At 70.3% G+C, this 19,189-nt stretch carries 18 protein-coding genes and 1 tRNA gene; 4 read left to right on the top strand and 15 right to left on the bottom strand.

All coding sequences use genetic code 11. From position 1 onward, the window contains the following. Positions 1–27: 27 nt before the first annotated feature. On the bottom strand, positions 28–225 hold the full coding sequence (locus DTO57_RS11925; RefSeq protein WP_114118461.1) for a hypothetical protein: 198 nt from the start codon (positions 223–225) through the stop codon (positions 28–30). After that, the gene (locus tag DTO57_RS11920; protein ID WP_373285675.1) at positions 222–3,878 is read right to left on the bottom strand and encodes an AAA family ATPase; all 3,657 of its coding nucleotides are present in this window, start codon (positions 3,876–3,878) and stop codon (positions 222–224) included. The genes DTO57_RS11925 and DTO57_RS11920 overlap by 4 nt, the downstream gene beginning before the upstream one ends. Positions 3,879–4,039: 161 nt before the next feature. Between DTO57_RS11920 and DTO57_RS11915 the strand changes: the two genes are divergently transcribed. Beyond that, positions 4,040–4,636, top strand: coding sequence for a DNA-3-methyladenine glycosylase I (locus DTO57_RS11915; protein ID WP_114118460.1), 597 nt, complete (start codon positions 4,040–4,042; stop codon positions 4,634–4,636). A gap of 243 nt (positions 4,637–4,879) precedes the next feature. Here the strand turns inward: DTO57_RS11915 and DTO57_RS11910 are convergent. From DTO57_RS11910 to DTO57_RS11875, 8 genes are all read right to left on the bottom strand, one after another. Then, positions 4,880–4,952, bottom strand: a tRNA-Arg gene (locus DTO57_RS11910). A 57-nt stretch (positions 4,953–5,009) separates the two neighbouring features. Then, positions 5,010–5,357: a histone-like nucleoid-structuring protein Lsr2 gene (locus DTO57_RS11905; RefSeq protein WP_114118459.1), complete on the bottom strand. Its 348-nt coding sequence runs from the start codon at positions 5,355–5,357 to the stop codon at positions 5,010–5,012. A gap of 53 nt (positions 5,358–5,410) precedes the next feature. Continuing rightward, positions 5,411–5,908, bottom strand: a complete 498-nt coding sequence (locus tag DTO57_RS11900; protein WP_114118458.1) for an HNH endonuclease — start codon at positions 5,906–5,908, stop codon at positions 5,411–5,413. 198 nt (positions 5,909–6,106) lie between these two features. Continuing rightward, entirely contained in the window at positions 6,107–7,063 is a 957-nt protein-coding gene (locus tag DTO57_RS11895; RefSeq protein ID WP_114118457.1) for a M23 family metallopeptidase, read from the bottom strand. 117 nt (positions 7,064–7,180) lie between these two features. Then, a complete protein-coding gene (locus DTO57_RS11890) occupies positions 7,181–7,879 on the bottom strand; it encodes an iron-dependent transcriptional repressor DtxR (protein ID WP_114118456.1) in 699 nt (232 codons plus the stop codon). Then, positions 7,879–8,994 carry a phosphoserine transaminase gene (gene serC, locus DTO57_RS11885; RefSeq protein ID WP_114118455.1) on the bottom strand — a complete coding sequence of 372 codons (1,116 nt, stop codon included), beginning with the start codon at positions 8,992–8,994 and terminating at the stop codon, positions 7,879–7,881. Before serC ends, DTO57_RS11890 begins: the two co-directional genes overlap by 1 nt. A 29-nt stretch (positions 8,995–9,023) precedes the next feature. Further along, on the bottom strand, positions 9,024–9,539 hold the full coding sequence (locus DTO57_RS11880) for a DUF3027 domain-containing protein (RefSeq protein ID WP_114118454.1): 516 nt from the start codon (positions 9,537–9,539) through the stop codon (positions 9,024–9,026). After that, positions 9,523–9,903 carry a cold-shock protein gene (locus DTO57_RS11875; RefSeq protein ID WP_114118453.1) on the bottom strand — a complete coding sequence of 127 codons (381 nt, stop codon included), beginning with the start codon at positions 9,901–9,903 and terminating at the stop codon, positions 9,523–9,525. The genes DTO57_RS11880 and DTO57_RS11875 overlap by 17 nt, the downstream gene beginning before the upstream one ends. Positions 9,904–10,004: 101 nt before the next feature. Here DTO57_RS11875 and DTO57_RS11870 point away from each other — a divergent pair, with 101 nt between their 5' ends. From DTO57_RS11870 to DTO57_RS11860, 3 genes are read left to right on the top strand one after another with little or no spacing between them, the layout of a single operon-like run. Beyond that, entirely contained in the window at positions 10,005–10,244 is a 240-nt protein-coding gene (locus DTO57_RS11870; RefSeq protein ID WP_114118676.1) for a multidrug ABC transporter ATPase, read from the top strand. Then, a complete protein-coding gene (locus DTO57_RS11865) occupies positions 10,241–11,929 on the top strand; it encodes a helicase-associated domain-containing protein (protein WP_187346623.1) in 1,689 nt (562 codons plus the stop codon). Before DTO57_RS11870 ends, DTO57_RS11865 begins: the two co-directional genes overlap by 4 nt. Positions 11,930–11,940: 11 nt before the next feature. After that, on the top strand, positions 11,941–13,566 hold the full coding sequence (locus tag DTO57_RS11860; RefSeq protein ID WP_114118452.1) for a DNA repair helicase XPB: 1,626 nt from the start codon (positions 11,941–11,943) through the stop codon (positions 13,564–13,566). Here DTO57_RS11860 and DTO57_RS11855 read toward each other — a convergent pair. Genes DTO57_RS11855 through DTO57_RS11835 form a run of 5 tightly spaced genes read right to left on the bottom strand, consistent with a single transcriptional unit; the run spans position 13,542 to position 19,025 of the window. Beyond that, on the bottom strand, positions 13,542–15,023 hold the full coding sequence (locus DTO57_RS11855) for an inositol monophosphatase family protein (protein WP_114118451.1): 1,482 nt from the start codon (positions 15,021–15,023) through the stop codon (positions 13,542–13,544). The two genes, DTO57_RS11860 and DTO57_RS11855, sit on opposite strands and share 25 nt — an antisense overlap. Next, positions 15,020–16,078 (bottom strand): ABC transporter ATP-binding protein, encoded by a 1,059-nt coding sequence (locus DTO57_RS11850; protein ID WP_222843271.1) that lies wholly within the window; start codon positions 16,076–16,078, stop codon positions 15,020–15,022. The genes DTO57_RS11855 and DTO57_RS11850 overlap by 4 nt, the downstream gene beginning before the upstream one ends. Positions 16,079–16,084: 6 nt before the next feature. Continuing rightward, positions 16,085–16,903: an ABC transporter permease gene (locus tag DTO57_RS11845; RefSeq protein ID WP_114118450.1), complete on the bottom strand. Its 819-nt coding sequence runs from the start codon at positions 16,901–16,903 to the stop codon at positions 16,085–16,087. Continuing rightward, positions 16,903–17,829: an ABC transporter permease gene (locus DTO57_RS11840; RefSeq protein ID WP_229730609.1), complete on the bottom strand. Its 927-nt coding sequence runs from the start codon at positions 17,827–17,829 to the stop codon at positions 16,903–16,905. The genes DTO57_RS11845 and DTO57_RS11840 overlap by 1 nt, the downstream gene beginning before the upstream one ends. A gap of 35 nt (positions 17,830–17,864) precedes the next feature. After that, positions 17,865–19,025, bottom strand: coding sequence for an extracellular solute-binding protein (locus DTO57_RS11835; RefSeq protein ID WP_114118449.1), 1,161 nt, complete (start codon positions 19,023–19,025; stop codon positions 17,865–17,867). Positions 19,026–19,189 lie beyond the last annotated feature (164 nt).

The raw sequence follows: 19,189 nt of genomic DNA, 5'->3' as shown, positions 1-19,189 counted from the left end.
GGCGGCATTTTTTGTGCGTGTGACGGATCAATAGTGGGGCGGCTTGTCGCCGAAGAGCCGAGCGTCGTTCGCGCCGGCGGGCCCCACGGGCTTCGCCTCGGGCTCCTCGCCGCGCAGGGTCGCCTCGGCCTCGGAGTCGCTCAGCGTGCCCTCCACGCGCGTGAGGCGCGCCCTGCGGGATCCGCGGACCTTCTCGACCCGCTGGCGCGGCTCGTCGCCCGTCACGGCAGCGGCGCGGTGTCGTCGTCGACGCGCGCGACCTCGTCGCCGATCCCGAGGACCGACGCGACGCGGGCCGCAACGGCGCGCGGGTCACTGTAGAGGTCGAACGCGTGCACTCGCACGTAGTGCCAGCCGAGGCGGCGCAGCACCTGCGGGCGCAGGCGTAGCGTCTCGCGCAGCGACTCGTGCTGCGCCTCCGGATCCGACTCGACGATGAGGGCCTTGCCGTTCGCCTGCGCGACGAGCGGCAGGAGACCGCGGTAGTCGACCTCGACGGCCACGCCCATGCGGCGCAGCTCGCGGGCGAGCACGAGCGTCAGCGGATCCGCGTCGTCCTCGCGGCGCGGGGTGCTGCGGCTCTCCTCGTAGGAGCGCAGTATGTCCATCAGCAGGGCCGCGCCGTTCGAGAAGCGGCCGTCGTCGATGTCGGGCGGTCGCACGCACGAGACGACGACCATCGAGCGCCGGGCGCGCGTCATGCCGACCGTCAACAGGCGTTCACCGTCGTCGCTCGACAGGTCGCCGAGCTCGCTGAGCACGCGGCCGTGGCGGGTCTTGCCGTAGCCGAGCGAGAAGATCACGCGGTCGCGGCTCTCCGCGACCGACTCCTCGAGCGTCAGCACCGCGAGCGGCTCGGCCGTCTCGCGCCCGACGAAGTCGGCGACGTCGCTGCGGCCCGCGAAGGCGGCCGTCACGGCGGCGCGCACGCGGTCGGCGTGCTTGCGGCTCGCCGTCACGACCATGAGCGACTCGTTCGGGCGGTTGACGGCGTGCTCGACCACGAGGGTGACGACGCGCGCGACCTCGGGATCCGGGCTCTCGACCGCTCCCGTCTCGGGATCCGGGGCGCCGGATCCGCCCTCGACGAAGTCGACCGTGAGGCTGCCCCGGCCGAGGTACGAGCCGGCCCACGGGAGCGAGTGGATCTCGCCGCCGTAGAAGGCGTCGTTGACGAGCTTCGCGAGGTCCTCGCCGCCCGCGCGGTAGCTGCGGGTGAGGGTCTCGACGGGCAGGATCTCTGCGAGCTGCTCGAAGGCGCTCGGCTCCTCCGAGAGTCCCGCGTGCTGGGCCGGGACGGCGGTCGACACGTCGAACGACGTCGGGCGCTGCGTCACCGGGTCGCCGAACGCGACGAGTTGCGTGCCGCGGCGGATCGCGGGGGCGACCTCCGCGATGTCGAGGGCGGCGCAGTCGACGAGGATCACGGTGTCGAAGCGCTCGTTCTCGGGCAGCAGCGGCACGTCGTACGGCGAGCAGAGCCAGACGGGCGCGAGGATCCGCATGAGGCGCGGGGCGTCGGCGAAGAGTTGGCCCGGCGTCACCTCTCCGCGCATGAGCGCGCGGCGCAGGCGGTCGGACTCGTCGGGCTCGTCGACGATGCCGATCTTCCACTCGCTGGCGAGCTGCCAGGCGAGGAGCTCGCCCGACGCCGCGGCGTGCGCGCCGTCGACGAGGCGGAAGTCCTTCTCGAGGCGGTCGACGACGGCCGTCGAGGCGCCGAGGAGCGCCGGATCCGATCGCATCGCGTGCTCGAGGGCCGACTGCCACCAGGCGAACTCGAGTTCCTCCCCCACGCGCGCCTCGTCGACGTGGCGCACCGACAGCTCGGTGAGCAGCGGCGACAGGCCCCACGAGTCGAGCGTCGTGCGCAGCTCGGCGCGCTCGACGATGTTCTCGAACACGTCGGACTCGGCGGCGAGGCCCGCGATGGTGCGGATCAGCCGGTCGATGGGGAGCGAGGCGAGGCGGGTGCCGCGCGCGAGGTCGCGGTCGAGCGCCGAGAGTTCGGCCTCGACGGCGCGCCACTCGTCGTGCGCCTCGGAGAGGCCGAGCGGGATCTCGGGGGCGCTGACGCCCTCGACGAGGTCCTTCCACTGGGCGCGCTGGTGGCGGATCCGCGTGAGCGAATCGTGCATGTCGGCGATGTGGATGCCCGGGCGGACGAGTTCCTTCGACAGGCGCTTGAGGCGACGGCGCTGCGAGCTCGACATGCCTGCGGCGTCGCGGCGCGAGCCGTGCGCCTTGATCATGTCGTTGAGCGGGCGCGAGAACGCGGCCGGCTGGAACCGGTCGAGCGAGTCGCGGATGCCCTCGAGCAGCGTGAGGTATTCGCCCAGCTCGTCGACCGTCGTGAACGGGCGCATGCGGGTCTGTGAGATCAGCGAGTAGCCGCGCTCGAGCACCGCCGGCACGAGCTTCTCGTGCAGGCGCTTGGCGCGGGCGTGCGCGTCGCGGGCGCGCTGCGTGGTCGTGAAGCTGACGCCGTACCAGGGCGAGTCGTCGGGGCCGACACGGAACTCGCCGAGGCGGGCGGCGAGGGCGAGCGTGCGCGCGGCCTCGGCGCGGTCGCCCGCGAGCTTCTCGAGGGCCTCGGGCGACAGGCGAGCCGAGGAGGTCGGCGGGATCGGGAGCGAGGCGAGGCGCGTGAGTTCGCGCGTCATGTCGAGCACCGAGACGCCGAGCTCGCGGCGCGGCTCGGCGAGCGCGCCGCGATAGTCGCGCAGCATGCCGCGCAGGCGCACGAGCGCCTCGTCGATGTCGCTGACCTTGGGCTGCTTCGCGCGCTCGTTGCGGCCGATCGCGCGGATCAGGTCGGCACGGAGCGTCGTCGGCGAGACGGCGAGGCCGTCGAGGTGGATCCCGCGGAGGCGGTGCGCGACGCCCTCGAGCGTCGAGCGGCGGGCGCTGACCACGAGGGTGCGCTTGCCCGCGCGGACGAGCTCGCCGACGGCGTTGATCGTGGTCTGCATGCTGCCGGTGCCGGGCAGGGTGTGCACGACGAGCGACTGGCCGCCGATGATGCGGGCGAGCACGGCCTCCTGCTCGGCGTCGGCGTCGAGAAGCAGGGTGTCGGACGAGGGCGAGCGGTCGTCGGGGTCCGTCGGCATCGCGACGGGCCGCGTCTCCTGCACCATGCGCAGGTCGTCGGGCTGGCCTGCGAGGGCGCCGAGGATCGGGTGGTCGATGCGCTGCAGGTCGCGCACCATGTCACCGGCGACGTCGGCGAAGGTCGACACGACGAGGCGGGCCTTGACCGAGAAGCTGTCGACGTGGCTCGTCAGCTGGCGCAGGCGGTCGATGACCGGCTGGGGCTGGAAGAGGCCGTCGTCGTAGGCGAGGGAGGCGAGGGAGGCGCCGTCGAGTTCGACGCCGAACTGTTCGCGCACCGCGCGGACGAGCTCGGGGTTGACGCTGAAGTGGCCGCGCAGCTTGAGCTCGAAGTCTGCGTGGTGGCGGCGCAGGCCGAGCGGGCGGAGCAGGACGGGTGCGGTGAACTGGCGTCCGCCGAAGCGCCACGAGGCGACGCCCACGGCGAGGCGCACGGCGTCGATGCCGCGGGAGGTGCGGAGCTCGACGTTTTTGGCGGCGATGCGCTCGGCCGCGAGGCGTGCGCCGCGGAGCGCGACCTCGTCGCGGAAGAGGTTCGACAGCAGCGTCGAGCGGCCCGTGATGAACTGGGGAAGGCTGCCGGGGTGCGCGGTCGTCATCTCGATGAACGACTCGGGGGCCTCGTGGTAGTGGAGGAGGGTGGAGCTGCCGCCGAGCCCTCCGGCGACGTTTCTGACGCGCTCGCCGAACGCCCCGCTCACGGGGTCGTTCGTCGTAACGCTTTCTTCCGTTCCGGACAGCGCCGCCGAGCCTCTGATACGCCACACACGCGCAAGGGTACGTGGTATGGGGCCATTTTTGCGTGGGGATCGCCGCGATTCGGCAATGTCGTGGCGTGAGACGATCCACAATGCCGAATTTCGCCGTTTTCTCCACATTCCGCGCCGCGGCCGAACGGGGCGTGCGATCGGCCCCGCAAGATGGATCCATGAGTGATTTCACCTTTCCTGCCGGGTTCATTACCGGTTCAGATGGCGTCTCGCGCCCGCCGTGGGCCGAGCAGACCGAGCTGCTGCGCGACTATTACGACACCGAGTGGGGTGTCGCCGTGACCGACGAGCAGGGCGTGTTCGAGCGGCTGAGCCTCGAGGCGTTCCAGTCGGGCCTCAGCTGGGTGACGGTGTTGCGCAAGCGCCCGGCGTTCCGCGAGGCGTTCGCGGGCTTCGACCCGGATGCGGTCGCGGCGTTTGATGAGGCGGACGTGGAACGGCTGATGGCGAACGAGGGCATCATCCGCAACCACGCGAAGATCCTCGCGACGATCGACAACGCCCGCGCGACGGTCGCGCTGCGCGAGACCGGCACCGACCTGGCGAAGCTGGTGTGGAGTTTCCGCCCCGAGAACCAGGAGCTCCCCACATCACTAGAGACGATCCCGTCGACGAGCCCAGAGTCCCTAGCGCTCTCAAAGACCCTGAAGGCGGCGGGCTTCCGCTGGGTAGGCCCCACCACAATGTTCGCCCTCATGGAAGCGATAGGCCTAGTCCCCAAAGCCCAGCGCCCGTTCCTGGAAGGCCAGTCCTAACAACGAGCAACGACTCCCCGGCGCCGGCGAAGCTCGGCGCAGGCGCCGGCAAAGCCGGCCGCCAAAACGCAACCACTTACCAAACGCAAGCGACCGCCCGCAGGCGACGGAGCCGGAATCTGGGAGCCGAAGGCAACCAGATTGCGGCGACGTCGCCGAGGACTCCAAAAAGCACCGAGGGGCTCTTTGCGGCTCTCGGCCGCAAAGAGAGCAAATCCTCGCGGCGACAGCCGCGAAGATTTGCGCCCCCGATTGGATTCGAACCAACGACACCCGCTTTAGGAGAGCGGTGCTCTATCCCCTGAGCTACGGGGGCGAAACGCGTAACGCGCCCGACCCATATTACTGGGCCGGGCGCGTTACGCGAACCGGGTTAGTTTGCGGCGTCGTATGCGTCGAGGATGGTCTGCGGGATGCGGCCGCGGTCGCTGACGGTGTGTCCCTGCTCGCGGGCCCATTCGCGCACCTTCTGGAGGTTGCGGATGTTTCCGGTGACGCGCGGGGTGCGGGTCGTCTTCGCGGAGGCTACGGAGCCGATCGTGCGACGGCCGGCACCGATGTACGGGGCGAGGAGTTCGCGGAGCTGCGTTGCGTTTGCGTCGGTGAGGTCGATTTCGTATCCGCGACCGTCGAGTGCGAACTGAACGCTCTGGCCCTCACCCGGCTCAAGAACGGTTCCGTCGATGTCGTCGACAAGCTGGTGAATGATCTTACGTGCCATGTCCGCAACAGTAGCGCATATTGCACCGTTATCGGTAACGATTGTTTTTGAATTCAGGCCGCCATTTGCAGATAGGGTTCCCAGGCGGGTTCTGCCTGTTCGGATCCCCGGACTTCCCATGCGGTTCCGTGTGGAGCGGTGGGGCGGAATCGCAATTCCCATCCCATCTCCGCGGGTGTGCGGTCGCTCTTTATGTTGTTGCATTTGACGCAGGCGGCGACGAGGTTCTCCCAGGTGTTCTTTCCGCCGCGTGAGCGCGGGAACACGTGGTCGATGGTGTTGGCGGATCGTCCGCAATATGCGCAACGGTGTCCGTCTCGGCGGAGAACTCCGCGCCGTGTGACGGGCACCTTCTGTGCACGGGGAACGCGCACGTATCTTGTCAGCACTATGACGGCTGGTCTATCGAAGATCTCGGTGGCTCCCCAGACCGGCGATTCTTCATCGCATTCGACCATGTTGGCCTTCTGATTCATCACGAGCATCAGCGCGCGCTTGAACGAGACGATTGCGAGGGGTTCATATCCTGCATTGAGTACAAGTGTGCGCATACCGGTCGCCCTTCTTCGTGCCCCGGATGGCTTCCGGGGACAAGACCTGTGCTCGCGCGGTGCGATTGGCGCACGGCGCGACAGGACGAGAGTAACCCATTCGACACGCCCGGGGGATGTCGACAAGGTAAATTCTTCCGGAAACGACATTGGGCCCCCGTTCCGAATGGAACGGGGGCCCAATGTATGAAAGGCGAATTAGCCGATCGGCAGGTACGAGCGCGGCTCGACGAGCTGGCCGTTGACGCGCACCTCGACGTGGAGGTGGTGTGCCGTCGAGCGACCGGTCGAACCGACGTAGCCGATGATCTGGCCCTGCTCGACGTAGTCGCCGGCCTGCACCTGGCGCGAGCCGTAGGTCATGTGGCCGTAGAGGGTGGTGGTGCCGTCGCCATGGTCGATCTGCACCGCAACACCCCAGCCGTAGTGTGCCTCGCTCGAGACGACGACGGTGCCGGACTTGGCGGCGTAGATCGGGACGGTCCAGTCTGCCTGGCTCGTCGTCACCATGTCGGTGCCGTCGTGGCCGCTCGAGAGCGAGCGGCTGATGTAGTAGCCGGCGCTACCGAGCGGATTGATCCAGCCGTTCTGCGCCTCGGTGGGCGCGGCTTCCTGGTCGCTCGAGGTGTCGGGCGTGACCGCGGCGGGCGAGCCTTCGCTCTCCTGTGCCTGCTGCTGCTGGGCCTGCTCTGCGAGCTCTGCCTGGCGGGCGCGCTCTTCCTCGGCGCGCTCGAGCGCGATGCGCTCGGCGGCGACCTGGGCGATCTCGGTCGCGCTGCGGGCCGAGTAGCTCGTCGCCGCGACGTCGGCGCCCTGCGCCTCATCGCCCGCGGCGAACGACTGCGCGTCTTCGGCGGCCTCGTCACGAACGGTGGCGGATGCCGCGACGTCGGAACCCTGCTGGGTTGCGGCGTATGCGGGGATGGCGACTCCGGCGATCAGGGCGCAGACGGCGATGGCGGTGCCGACGGCGCGAACGCCGCCGACGCGGCGCTTCGGCGCCGCGGCTACTGCCTTGCGGCGCTCGCTGCGCTCGACGCGTCGTGCCTGCTTGCGCGCTTCCGCGACGAGCTTCCTGCTGCTGACCGAACGGTCGGCGGATTCCGGTGCGTCCGTACGGGCGATGTCGTCATTCGCCGCTTCGTTCTCTGCCACGTGTTTTCCTCCGCCGGGTGCCCGGCTCATGCTTGGTGTCACTCTACGGTAACGAAAGATAACGAATCTGTCACGCTCAGAGTCGATATTCTTCCGGACGTACCGATGTTTCGGAGGTCACTCAGAGACAAGGAACACGTGCGAGGCCAGGTCGATGGGCAGTTCGAGGCCACCCTCGACACCATCCATCTGCATCAGCACATAGCCGTCGTTGAACTGGAACGAGCCGTGCGCGCCGGGCACGACGCCCGCCTCGCGCAGCTGGCGCAGGAGCTCGGGCTCGACCTGAATCGGCTCCGCGAGGCGGCGCACGGTTCCGGTGATCGGGCCGCCCTCCGCCTCGAGGCGCTTGACGACGCAGACCACGCCCTCGTCGAAGGTGCCGGCGGCCGAGGTCTCGCCGAGTCCGCCGAGGCCCGGAATGGGGTTGCCGTAGGGCGACTCGTCGGGGTGTCCCAGCAGCTCGACGAGGCGGCGCTCGACGAGCTCGCTCATGACGTGCTCCCAGCGGCAGGCCTCGTCGTGCACGAAGGCCCAGTCGAGACCGATGACGTCGCTCAGGAGGCGCTCGGCGAGGCGGTGCTTGCGCATCACCTCGATCGCCTTGCGGCGGCCGTCATCGGTCAGGACGAGGCGGCGATCCTCAGCGACACGGATGAGGCCATCGCGATCCATGCGGCCGATGGTCTGCGAGACCGTCGGGCCCGAGTGCCCGAGGCGCTCGGAGATGCGCGCGCGCAGCGGCACGATCCCCTCCTCCTCCAGCTCCAGGACGGTGCGAAGGTACATCTCTGTCGTGTCGATGAGGTCAGCCATTACTGCTCCCGGTTGGCGAGGATGAATTCGATGCTCTTGACGAGCTGTCGCACGTCGTTCGGCTCGATCGAGACGAACGTGGCGACGCGCAGCTGGTTGCGGCCGAGCTTGCGGTAGGGCTCGGTATCGACGATACCGTTGGCGCGCAGGGCCTTGGCGATCGCGGCGGCATCGATGCTGTCGTCGAAGTCGATCGTCGCGACGACGGGCGAGCGGTGCTCGGGGTTCGCGACGAAGGGCGTCGCGACGTCGGACGCCTCGGCCCAGTCGTACAGCACGCTCGACGACTCGCGGGTGCGCGCGTCGGCCCAGCTGAGGCCGCCATTGTCGAGGATCCAGCCGAGCTGGCTGTCGAGCAGGTGCAGGGTCGTCACCGCGGGGGTGTTGTACGTCTGCTCCTTGCGCGAGTTGTCGAGCGCCGTCGCGAGGTTGAGCGACTCGGGGATGTAGCGGCCCGAGGCGGCGATCTTCTCGATGCGGGCGATCGCGGCGGGCGACACGGCGGCGAGCCACAGGCCGCCGTCCGAGCCGAGGTTCTTCTGCGGTGCGAAGTAGTAAACGTCGGCCTGCGCCATGTCGAAGTTGATGCCGCCGGCGGCGCTCGTCGCGTCGATGACCGTCAGGGCGCCCTCGTCGCCGACGACGCGCGTGATGGGTGCGTAGGCGCCCGTCGACGTCTCGTTGTGCGGCCAGGCGTAGAGGTCGATGCCCTCGGTCGGCTCGGGCAGAGCGATAGAGCCGGGCTCGGCCGAGATGACCGACGGGGCCTCGAGCCAGGGGGCCTTCGCCGCGGTGGCGAACTTGCCGCCGAACTCACCGAACGTGAGGTTCTGGCTGCGCTTCTCGATCAGGCCGAAGGCCGCGGCGTCCCAGAACGCCGTCGAACCGCCGTTGCCGAGGATGATCTCGTAGCCCTCGGGCAGGTTGAACAGCTGCGCGAGGCGCTCGCGCACGGATCCGACGAGGTTCTTCACGGGAGCCTGGCGGTGCGACGTGCCGAGCAGCGAGGCACCCACCTCGGCGAGCGCGGCGACCTGTGCGGGGCGGACCTTCGAGGGGCCGCAGCCGAACCGTCCGTCAGCGGGAAGGAGGTCGGAGGGGATCTGGAGCGTCATGCAGTCAGTTTAGCCGCGCTCGAGGGCCCCTACTCTTCCTCGTCGCCCGCCTCGTCGTCGAGCTCGTCGATGTCGACGCCGTCGACGTCACCGGCGTGGAGGAACTCCTCGCCGTCGTCGTCGTGGTCGTCGTCATCCTCGTCCTCGCCGTCGTCGTCGAAGTCGTCGTCCGCGTCGTCGTCCGAGTCGGCGTCGTCGTCTTCCGCGTGCTCCTCGGCGGCGAGCGCCTGCTGTGCTTTGAACTCCTCGAGGCGCTGCGACCACGGGATCCAATCGGGCGCGACGAGCGCACCCTCCCCGGGCAGCAGCTCCAGCTCGAGCACGGTCGGGTCGGATCCGTCGACCGCGGCGAGCGCGACCGTCCAGAACCAGCCCGGGTAGCCCGCGAGCTTCGTCTCGAAGCGCAGCAGCGTGACGCCGTCTTCGGTGACCTCGTGGCCGGCGTACTCGCCGATGCTCTCGGCGGGCGTGACCTCACGCAGCGCGGCGAGCGCCAGCTCGCGCTCCTGGGCGAGGGATCCGGTGGTGTCAGGCGTCGATGTCATCAGCGACCTTTCGCAGCACGGCGGCGACCTTCCGCGCGTGCGAGTTCGAGGGGTAGCGGCCGCGGCGCAGATCGCCGCCCATGCCGTCGAGCAGTGTCACGAGGTCTTCGATGATGACGGCCATGTCGTCGGCATTCTTGCGCTGGGCCTTGACGGCGCTCGGCGGCGCCTCGAGGGGCGTCACGGCGAGGGCCGAGGGGCCCCGCCTGCCGTCGGCAACACCGAACTCGACCCGGGATCCCTTGCGCACGCTCACGCCCTCGGGCAGGGCACTCGCGTGAAGGAAGACGTCCTGTCCGTCGTCGGAGGCGATGAAGCCGAAGCCCTTCTCCTCGTCGTAGAACCTGACCTTGCCGGTGGGCATGGCGCACCTCACTGAAACTGCGGCGAACAAAGAAATGAGGGATCGAGCGATCCCCCGCTCCCAGACTACCGCGCACAGGCGGGGAAGGTATCGTGGGCACGATGAGCAAAAACGACGACGGCGCGCCAGTAGTTCGCCGTATCGACAGAATCCTGGCGTTCATGTCGCTCGGCCTGCTGCTGGTGTCAGTGGGCTGCTTCTTCGCGACGATGATCATAGGCGAGGGCATCTGGCCCGTCGTCCTCGTCGTCCAGGCCTACGGCCCGATCGTCGCGTTCCTGCTCTTGCTCGTTCTGCTCGTCATGAGCTTCTCGCGGCGGGGCAAGGCCAACAAGAGGTGACGGGTTCAGGCAGCACCGCGCAGCGCGTGGTTGCGCAGCGGCTCTCTGCCGCGAGCGACCGCGCCCTCTCGGAGCTGTTCCGCGCACGGCGCATCGCCGTGAACGCGGCCCCGGCAACGGGGTGGCACGACTTCTTCGACGCCGCCGAGCACCTGCTCGAGCCGGCGTCGATCGATCTGGGGCTCGCGGCGCTCCCCCGCAACGATCTCGCGGCGCTCGCGAGCGGCGGATCCGGCGAGCTGCTCGCCCTGACCGACGCCGAGGGGCGCGCGCTGGGCGCCGTCGCCGAGCGGCTGGCCCCGCACGCGATCGATCCGCTCCCGCCGACGGATCCGCGACCGGCCGACGAGGCCGCGTCCGCGCGCGCCGCCGAGCGCGCGTTCCAGACCCTCGGGGGCCTGGCCGACGTGCTGATCCATGCCCTGCAGACCCCGCTCGCCCGCATCGGGACGGGCGCGCTCAGCGTCACCGAGCGGCGGCGGCTCGTCGAGCAGGGCTTTGCCGACTCGACGGGCGAGGCCGAGATTCTCGTGCGCATCGCCGTCACCGCGGGGCTACTGGTGGGCAGGGACCGGCACCTCGGCGTGACCGAGTCCGGCCGGCACTGGCTCGCGCTGTCGACGCCCGAGCGGTGGGCGACGATCGCCGTCCGCGTGCGCGCCGCGCTCCCCGGGGGCCTGCGCACCGACAACGGCGGCTGGATCGCGCCCGAGCTCTGGCCGCTCGCCTATCCCCTCGATACCTCGTGGCCCGCGAAGGCCCGCACCTGGCTCGACCTCTGCGAGGCGCTCGGGATGACCGCGGGCGACGCCGAGCCGGCGTGGTCGGAGGGCCTCCGCACGGGCTGCGCACCGGATCCGGCGCCGCTCGTCGACCTCATGCCGCATGAGGTCGACAAGGTCTTCCTGCAGAACGACCTCACCGCGATCAGCCCCGGGCCCCTCGCGCCCGTGTTCGACGCCCGGCTGCGCTCGATGGCGGTGCGCGAGAGCCGCGCCCAGGCGTCCGGCTACCGCTTCACCGAGGCCTCGATCGCGCGGGCCCTCAGCTCCGGCGAGAGCGCCGAGAGCCTCCGCGCCTTCCTCGGCGAGCTCTCGCTCACGGGCGTCCCGCAGCCGCTCGGTTACCTCATCGACCGCGAGTCGTCGCGGCACGGGCTCGTCCGCGTGACGACCGACCCCGCGCTGGGGATGACCCGCGTGCTGAGCTCCGACGAGACGCTGCTGCGCACGCTCGAGGTCGACCAGTCGCTCACCGGCATCGGCCTCGCACCCCACGGGGGCGAGCTGCGCACCCGCACGCCGCGCGACGTCGTGTTCTGGGCGCTGTCGGACGCCCGCTACCCGGTCGTCGCCGAGAACGCGCGGGGCGAGGTCGTCCGCGCCGATCGGCACAGCGTCTTCGACGACGCGGCCCCCGCGGATCCGTATGCCGGCCTCGTCGAGCGGCTACGCGAGCGCCAGGGCGAGGACACCGAGGCGGCGTGGCTCGAGCGCGAGCTCGCGACCGCGATCCGCGAGAAGACCGCCCTCGCGATCGTCGTGAACATGCCGGGCGGATCCACCCGCGAGCTGCTGCTCGACCCCATCGGGGTCGGCGGCGGGCGCCTGCGCGGGCGCGACGCGGCCGCCGACGTCGAGCGCACATTGCCGCTCTCGCTCATCGCGTCTGTTCGGCCCGCGTAAACTTGTCGGTTATGTCCGGCCCGCTGATTGTCCAGAGTGACCGCACGGTACTGCTCGAGGTTGCGCACCCCGATGCCGAGGCCGCCCGTCACGCCCTCGCGGTCTTCGCGGAGCTCGAGCGCGCGCCCGAGCACATCCACACCTACCGCATCACGCGGCTCGGCCTCTGGAACGCGCGCGCCGCGGGCCACACGGCCGACGACATGCTCGCGACGCTCGACCAGTACACGCGCTTCCCTGTGCCGCCGTCGGTGGCGCTCGACCTGCGCGAGACCGTCGATCGTTACGGCCGCTTCACGATCGAGCGGAACGACGAGGGCGAGCTGCTGCTCCGCTCGGCCGACCGTGCCGTGATCGCCGAGGTCGCCCGCAACAAGAAGATTCAGAACCTTCTCATCGGGCACCCGGATCCGGAAACCTTCGTGATCGACGCGTGGGCGCGCGGGCAGATCAAGCAGGAGCTGCTGAAGATCGGCTGGCCCGCGGAGGACCTCGCGGGCTACACCCCCGGCACGCCCCACGAGATCACGCTCGACGAGGACGGCTGGGAGCTGCGGCCCTACCAGCGCGAGGCCGTCGAGGTCTTCTCGAAGGACGGATCCGGCGTCGTCGTGCTCCCCTGTGGCGCAGGCAAGACGCTCGTCGGCGCCGCGGCGATGGCGTCGGTCAAGACGACGACCCTGATCCTCGTGACCAACACCGTCTCGGCGCGACAGTGGCGCGACGAGCTGCTGGCCCGCACGACCCTCACCCCCGACGAGATCGGCGAGTACTCGGGCCAGGTCAAGGAGATCAAGCCCGTCACGATCGCGACCTACCAGATTCTCACGGCGAAGCGGAAGGGCGTGTACGCGCACCTCGACGTGCTCGACGCGCTCGACTGGGGCCTCATCCTGTACGACGAGGTGCACCTGCTCCCCGCGCCCGTGTTCAAGCTGACGGCCGACCTGCAGGCGCGCCGCCGCATGGGCCTCACCGCGACCCTCGTGCGCGAGGACGGCCGCGAGGGCGACGTCTTCAGCCTCATCGGGCCGAAGCGCTACGACGCCCCGTGGAAGCAGATCGAGCAGCAGGGCTACATCTCGCCCGCCGCCTGCTTCGAGGTGCGCGTCGACCTCACGCCCGACGAGCGGCTCGAGTACGCCGCCGCGGCCGACAACGAGCGCTACCGCCTCGCGGCGACGGCGCCCGAGAAGCTCGACGCCGTGCGCGAGATCATCGCGCGCCACCCCGGCGAGCAGATCCTCGTGATCGGCCAGTACCTCGACCAGTTGCAGGAGCTCAGCGACGGCCTCGGCGCGCCGCAGATCACCGGCGCTACCCCCGTCGACGAGCGCGAGCGGCTCTTCCAGGAGTTCCGCGAGGGCACGCTCAACCTGCTCGTCGTCTCGAAGGTCGCGAACTTCTCGGTCGACCTGCCCGACGCCTCGGTCGCGATCCAGGTCTCCGGATCCTTCGGCTCGCGGCAGGAGGAGGCGCAGCGCCTGGGCCGCCTCCTGCGCCCGAAGTCGAACGGTCACACGGCGAGCTTCTACACGCTCATCGCCCGCGACACCGTCGACCAGGAGTTCGCGCAGAACCGCCAGCGGTTCCTCGCCGAACAGGGTTACAGCTACACGATCCTCGACGCCGCGTAGGCCTCGGCGAGCGCGGCCGCGGCCGAGGCGGTGCCCGTGAAGACGGGCGCGGCCTGCGGCGCGAGGGTCGCGGATCCGGTCTCGTCGAGCACGGCGCCGCCGGCCTCGGAGACGACGAGGATCGCCGCGGCGTGGTCGATCGGGTTGTAGCGGTGCACCATCGCGGCGACCCCGCGGCCGAGCGCGACGCCCGCGAGGGTGGCGGTGCCGGATCCGGGAACCCGCGTCGTGCAGTGACGGGCCGCGAGGCGCTCGAGGAGCGGCACGAAGCCCGGCCACGGATCCGCGCCCGCGAGCTCCGTCGTCACGATGCGGCCCGAGAGCGGATCCGCCCCGCCGGGGTCGGCGATGCTCAGTCGCTCGCCCGCGCGCCAGGATCCGCGGCCCTCGGCTGCCACTATCGGGACCCCGCCGACGGGGTCGAGCACGGCGCCGACGACGGGCCGGGCGCCCTCGACGAGGGCGAGCGAGAGGCTCGTCCACGGCACGCCGTTCGCGAGGTTGGCGGTGCCGTCGACGGGGTCGAGGTACCAGCAGGGGCGCTCGGCGGTGGCGGATCCGCCGTATTCCTCGCCGACCATGTCGTGCTCGGGGAACTGGGCGCCGATGACGGCACGCACCCAGCGCTCGACGCCGCGGTCGACCTCGGTGACGTGGTCGGCGGGACTCGCCTTCGTGTCGATGGCGCCGACGCCCTCTCGCCGCGCGCGGGCGACGATCTCGGCGCCGTGGCGCGCGAGTTCCTCGACGATCGCGAGGCGGCGGGACGGCTCGTCGTTCTCGGCGCCGCGCACGGCGGCGAGGTCGTTCGAGGTGATCGAGTCGACGCCGAGGGCGGCGAGGTGCGCCGCCTGGGCGGGGGTGTCGACCGTCCAGCACGCGGCGCGGGCGCCGGCCGCGTGGACGGCGTCGATGAACGCGCGGCCGACGAGCAGGTGCTGCGCGTTGACGAACGCGGGCTCGAGCTCGGCGAGGTCGGCGGGGGCCGGTGGCTCGGCCGTGTACCAGGCCTGGTGGATCACGGCGCCGGGAAGCGCGCCGCGCACGAGACGCATGGCGGGGGTCATGCCGCACCACTCGACGTCGCCCTCGGCGCCGGCCTCGCGGACGACGTCGACGGACGGGAGCGCGGGCGCCTCGTGATCCATGTCGATGAGCAGCGGCACGCCGGATCCGCGGAGCGCGGCGAGCGCCTCCGCGAGGGTCGGGATCCGGCGGTCGCCGCCGCCGAACTCGCGCACCTCGGCGAGGCTCAGGTCGGCGACGCGGCGGGGGTCGCCCCAGATCCGCTCGAGCGTCTCGTCGTGCAGGAGCACGACCTCGCCGTCGCGGGTGACGCGCACGTCGATCTCGACGACGTCGGCGCCGAGATCGAGGGCGGCGCGGATCGCGGCGAGGGTGTTCTCCGGCGCGGCGGCGGAGTGCGCGCCGCGGTGGGCGACGTAGCGGGCGCTCACGCGGCGACCCTCTCGGCGCTCTCGAGGGACGCGCTCTCGAGGGATGCGTCTTCGAGCGACGCCTTGTCGAGCACGCCGTTCTCGTAGCGCAGCGCGCGCTCGATGCGCACGCCGACCTCGGCGCCGACGGCCGGCACCGCACCGTTGACGTAGGCGCGCAGCTCGGTGTCGCGGGCGACGACGGCGACCTCGGCGAAGTGGCCGTGCGGCAGCACGCGGGTCACGCGGCCGGGGATACCCTCGCCCGCATCGAGGAGGGCGACGTGCTCGGGGCGCACCATCCAGTGCACGCCCTCCTCCGCCACGCCCAGCTCGGGCGTGGCGACGCGGTTGCTCGAGCCGATGAAGCCCGCGACGAAGTCGGTCGCCGGGGCGCGATACAGCTCGGAGGGCTCCGAGACCTGCTCGATGCGCCCGCCGTTCATGACGGCGACGCGGTCGCTGACCGCCATCGCCTCCTCCTGGTCGTGCGTCACGAGCACCGTCGTGATGCCGAGGCGCTGCTGGATGTCGCGGATCTCCTCACGCACCCGCACGCGCAGCTTCGCGTCGAGGTTCGACAGAGGCTCGTCGAGCAGCAGGAGCTTCGGGCGCTGCACGAGCGCGCGGGCGAGGGAGGCGCGTTGCTGCTCGCCGCCCGAGATCTGCGCGGGGCGGCTGTTCGCGTGGTGCGAGAGGCCGACGAGCTCAAGCACCTCGGCGACGCGCTCGGCGATCTCGCGGCGCGGCACGCGCGCGACCTTCAGGGGGTAGGCGACGTTCTTCGCGACCGTCATGTGGGGCCAGAGCGCGTAGTTCTGGAACACCATGGCGCTCGGGCGCTTCTCCGGCCCGAGGGCCGTGACGTCGGATCCCTGCACCTCGATGGATCCGTCGTCAGGCGTCAGGAAGCCGGCGATCATGCGCAGCGTCGTCGTCTTTCCGCAGCCCGACGGGCCGAGCAGCGAGACGAGCTCGCCTGGCTCGAGGTCGAGCGAGAGGTCGTCGACGATCGTGCGACCGCCGAGAATCTTCGTGAGGCCCGCGAGGCGCAGGCCGGGTGTCATCGAGTTCATGGGGTCCTACCGAATCTGGAAGCCCTCGGCCAGCTGCCCGCCCATGATGTATTTGCGGGTCAGCAGCAGGAGGACGACGGAGGGGATGGAGAGCAGGATCGCGAACACGGCGGCGACCTGCGTCGGGTAGTTGAGAACGAGCGAATACATCTCGGTCGGCATCGTCATGTACGACGGCGCTCCGACGAGGTACGTACCCTGGGCCTCGTCGAACGAGGCGAGGAACGACATGACGGCGGCGACGAGGATGCCGGGCAGCGCCATCGGCAGCGTGACGGTGAGGAACACGCGGATCTTGCCGGCGCCCGCGTCGCGGGCCGCCTCCTCGAGCGAGCGCGGCACGGCGCTGAACGCGGCGGCGGGGATCCACGTCATGAAGACGACGGTGCCGATCACGTGCACGATGACGATGCCGAGCGTCGTCTCCATGAGGTTGAGGCCGTAGAAGATCGTCGCCATCGAGACGAAGAGGCCCATCTTGGGGAACGCGTTGGTCGCGAAGAGCCCGACGAGGAAGAACCGGCGGCCGGGGAAGTCGAAGCGCGAGAACGCGTACGCGGCCGGCAGGCACACGATCGCCGAGACGACCACCGTCACGGGCGCGAAGAACAGCGAGTTGCGCATCGACGAGAACAGCCCCGGATCCGCGAACACGGTGCGCCACCAGTCGAGAGTGAGCCCCGATGGCAGGAGGTTCGGGTAGCGCCACTCGGTCGCGAACGCGTGGGCGGCGAGCCAGATCAGCGGGCCGAGGATGAAGGCCGCGACGATAAGGACGAGGACGACGATGAGGGCGCGCCCTCCGGCGCGGCGAGCGGCGAGCATCAGACCCGGCCCTCCTTCTTGGCGCTGCGGAAGTTCGCCCACACGTAGAGCGCGGCGACGCCCGAGGCGAGCACGAACACGACGACCGCGAGGGCGGCGGCCTGCTGCGGCTGGTTGAACGACTGGAACTGGTTGCTGATCGAGACGCCGAGCTGCTGCGGGGCGTTGGGGCCCACGAAATACGGCACCGTGAACTGACCGAGCACGCCGATGGCGGTAAAGGTCGCCGCGATGATGAGCGGGATGCCCGCCATCGGGATCAGCACGGTGCGGATCACCCGTATCGTCGACGCGCCCGCGTCGCGCGCGGCATCGATGAGCGCCTGCGGCACGCCCTGCATGCCCGAGGTCGCCATGAGCAGCGCGAACGGCAGGTTGACCCAGACCGACGCGATGATGACGCCCGTGATGGTGAAGCCGAAGGTCGGGAATTCGATGCCCCACTGCGCGAACAGGCTGCGGAGGAAGCCCGTGCCCGAATAGAACTGCAGGATCGCCCACGAGGCGATGACGACGGGGATGAACATCGGCACGATGCCGAGGCCCGCGAGGATCGCGCCGAGGCGGCCGCCGCGGAGGCGGAGGAACACCGCGATGCCGGTCGCGATTCCGAGGGTCACGAGCGTCGTCACGACCGTGACGAGGATCGTGGCGAGGAGGTCGCGAGGGAAGCGCGCGTCGGCGAACAGCTGCCGGTACGCGTCGAGGGTGATGAGGCCGTCGGCCTCGTGGACGTTTTGTCCGATGGCGGCCGAGGTGCTGTTGAGGCCGCCGGTCATGCCGAAGCTGAAGCCGATGGCGAGCAGCACGGGGAATCCGACGAAGAGGGCGATAATCACGACGGGCGGAAGCGCCATCGAGAAGCCGGTCCATCGCCGGCGGTTCTCAAGGCGCTTCGCCGCCGAGCCGGCGGGGCGTGCGCTCACGGCGCGTGCCCCACCGGCTACGGGAGCGGTAGCGGTCACGGAACCAGCTGGTCCCACTGGTTCGCCATCTCCGAGCTGACCTCGCTGTAGTAGCCGGGGCGCAGCGCGCTCGGGTCGGCGTCGACGAACTGGTCCTGGACCTCCTGCGGCAGCGTCGACAGGTCGACGACCGGGTAGCCCGAGATCTGCTCGGCGATGATCTGCTGGCCCTCGCTCGAGAGCACGAAGTTCACGAGGTCGATCGCGGCGTCGGTGTCGTCGCTCGTCTTGGGAATGCCGAGGTACGAGGCGTTACCCGTGAAGCTCGGGTCCGAGATCTGCGCGAACGAAATGTTCTCGCCGATGAGGCCGCTCTGCTGCGAGGTGAGGAACTGGTCGCTCCAGACCGGGGCCATCGAGATCTCGCCCGAACCGAGCATCTCGAGCACCTGGGTGTTGCCGTTGGGGTAGACGCCCTCCTGGTAGGTCGAGGGGCCGAGGGCCTTGAGCTCGTCGAAGCCCTCGCTCCACTTGGCCATGATGTCGGCGTCGGCCTCGGTGCGCAGGGTGTCCTGCTCGTCCTGCGTCAGGAAGCTGTCGAGCACCGTCGTCACGAACGCGCCGCCGGATCCGCCGGTCGAGGGCGAGTTGTACGCGAACTCGCCCGGGTTGTCCTGGATCCACTGGGTCAGGTCGGCGAGCGTCTCCGGCACGTCGGTGACGGTGTCGGTGTCGTACGCGAGGAGCACCGAGGAGGCGCGGTACGGGATGCCGAAGCCGCGGCCCGCGGCGACGGTGGTCTCGGGCACGTCGGCGAGGCCCGAGACGGTGTCGGCGTCGATGTCGAGGAGCGTGCCGGCCTGCGCGGCGCTCGAGGTGACGAAGCCCGCGTCGATGAGGTCGTAGCCGGGGTCGTCGCCCGCCTCGGTCGCGGTCGTGAGCTTCGCGACCGTCTGCTGGTCGTGCTCGCCGTGGAGGTCGATCGTCGTGTTGACGGTGACGTTCGGGTTCTCGGCCTCGTACGCGGGGATGATGCCCTTGTCCCAGAGGTCCTGCACGTTGGTGTCGCCGGAGATAAAGACGGTCAGGGTCGTGCCGTCGCCGTCGCTCGACGCGTCGGCCGAGGTGCCGGTGGCGGCGACCGGCGCGCAGGCGGTGAGGGCGCCGGCGGCGCACAGGGCGAGGAAACCTGCCGCGAGGGAACGCTTGTGAGTCACGATGCTCGTGTCCTTTGTGTGGGGGAATGCGAGGGAAAAGTGGGAGTGCGATCGGCATCGCACCGTTTCGATGATTCGGGCGTCGTGTGGCCGCGAGGTGAACGGACGGTGGCCATTCGTGAGGTTCGAGGCAAACGAATCGAAACGTTGCGATATGCGACTAC

This window comes from Microbacterium sorbitolivorans (assembly GCF_003327285.1).
In the GTDB taxonomy this organism is placed as follows: Bacteria; Actinomycetota; Actinomycetes; order Actinomycetales; family Microbacteriaceae; genus Microbacterium; species Microbacterium sorbitolivorans.
The sequence above is the reverse complement of the archived record's forward strand: the minus strand, read 5'-3'. Positions and strand labels throughout refer to the sequence as shown.

Bases quoted from the DNA above. Each gene is read 5' to 3' on its own strand.
- DTO57_RS11915 (WP_114118460.1), top strand. From the start codon at position 4,040: ATGAGTGATTTCACCTTTCCTGCCGGGTTCATTACCGGTTCAGATGGC.
- DTO57_RS11905 (WP_114118459.1), bottom strand. From the start codon at position 5,357: ATGGCACGTAAGATCATTCACCAGCTTGTCGACGACATCGACGGAACC.
- DTO57_RS11900 (WP_114118458.1), bottom strand. From the start codon at position 5,908: ATGCGCACACTTGTACTCAATGCAGGATATGAACCCCTCGCAATCGTC.
- DTO57_RS11890 (WP_114118456.1), bottom strand. From the start codon at position 7,879: ATGGCTGACCTCATCGACACGACAGAGATGTACCTTCGCACCGTCCTG.
- serC (WP_114118455.1), bottom strand. From the start codon at position 8,994: ATGACGCTCCAGATCCCCTCCGACCTCCTTCCCGCTGACGGACGGTTC.
- DTO57_RS11880 (WP_114118454.1), bottom strand. From the start codon at position 9,539: ATGACATCGACGCCTGACACCACCGGATCCCTCGCCCAGGAGCGCGAG.
- DTO57_RS11875 (WP_114118453.1), bottom strand. From the start codon at position 9,903: ATGCCCACCGGCAAGGTCAGGTTCTACGACGAGGAGAAGGGCTTCGGC.
- DTO57_RS11870 (WP_114118676.1), top strand. From the start codon at position 10,005: ATGAGCAAAAACGACGACGGCGCGCCAGTAGTTCGCCGTATCGACAGA.
- DTO57_RS11860 (WP_114118452.1), top strand. From the start codon at position 11,941: ATGTCCGGCCCGCTGATTGTCCAGAGTGACCGCACGGTACTGCTCGAG.
- DTO57_RS11850 (WP_222843271.1), bottom strand. From the start codon at position 16,078: ATGAACTCGATGACACCCGGCCTGCGCCTCGCGGGCCTCACGAAGATT.
- DTO57_RS11845 (WP_114118450.1), bottom strand. From the start codon at position 16,903: ATGCTCGCCGCTCGCCGCGCCGGAGGGCGCGCCCTCATCGTCGTCCTC.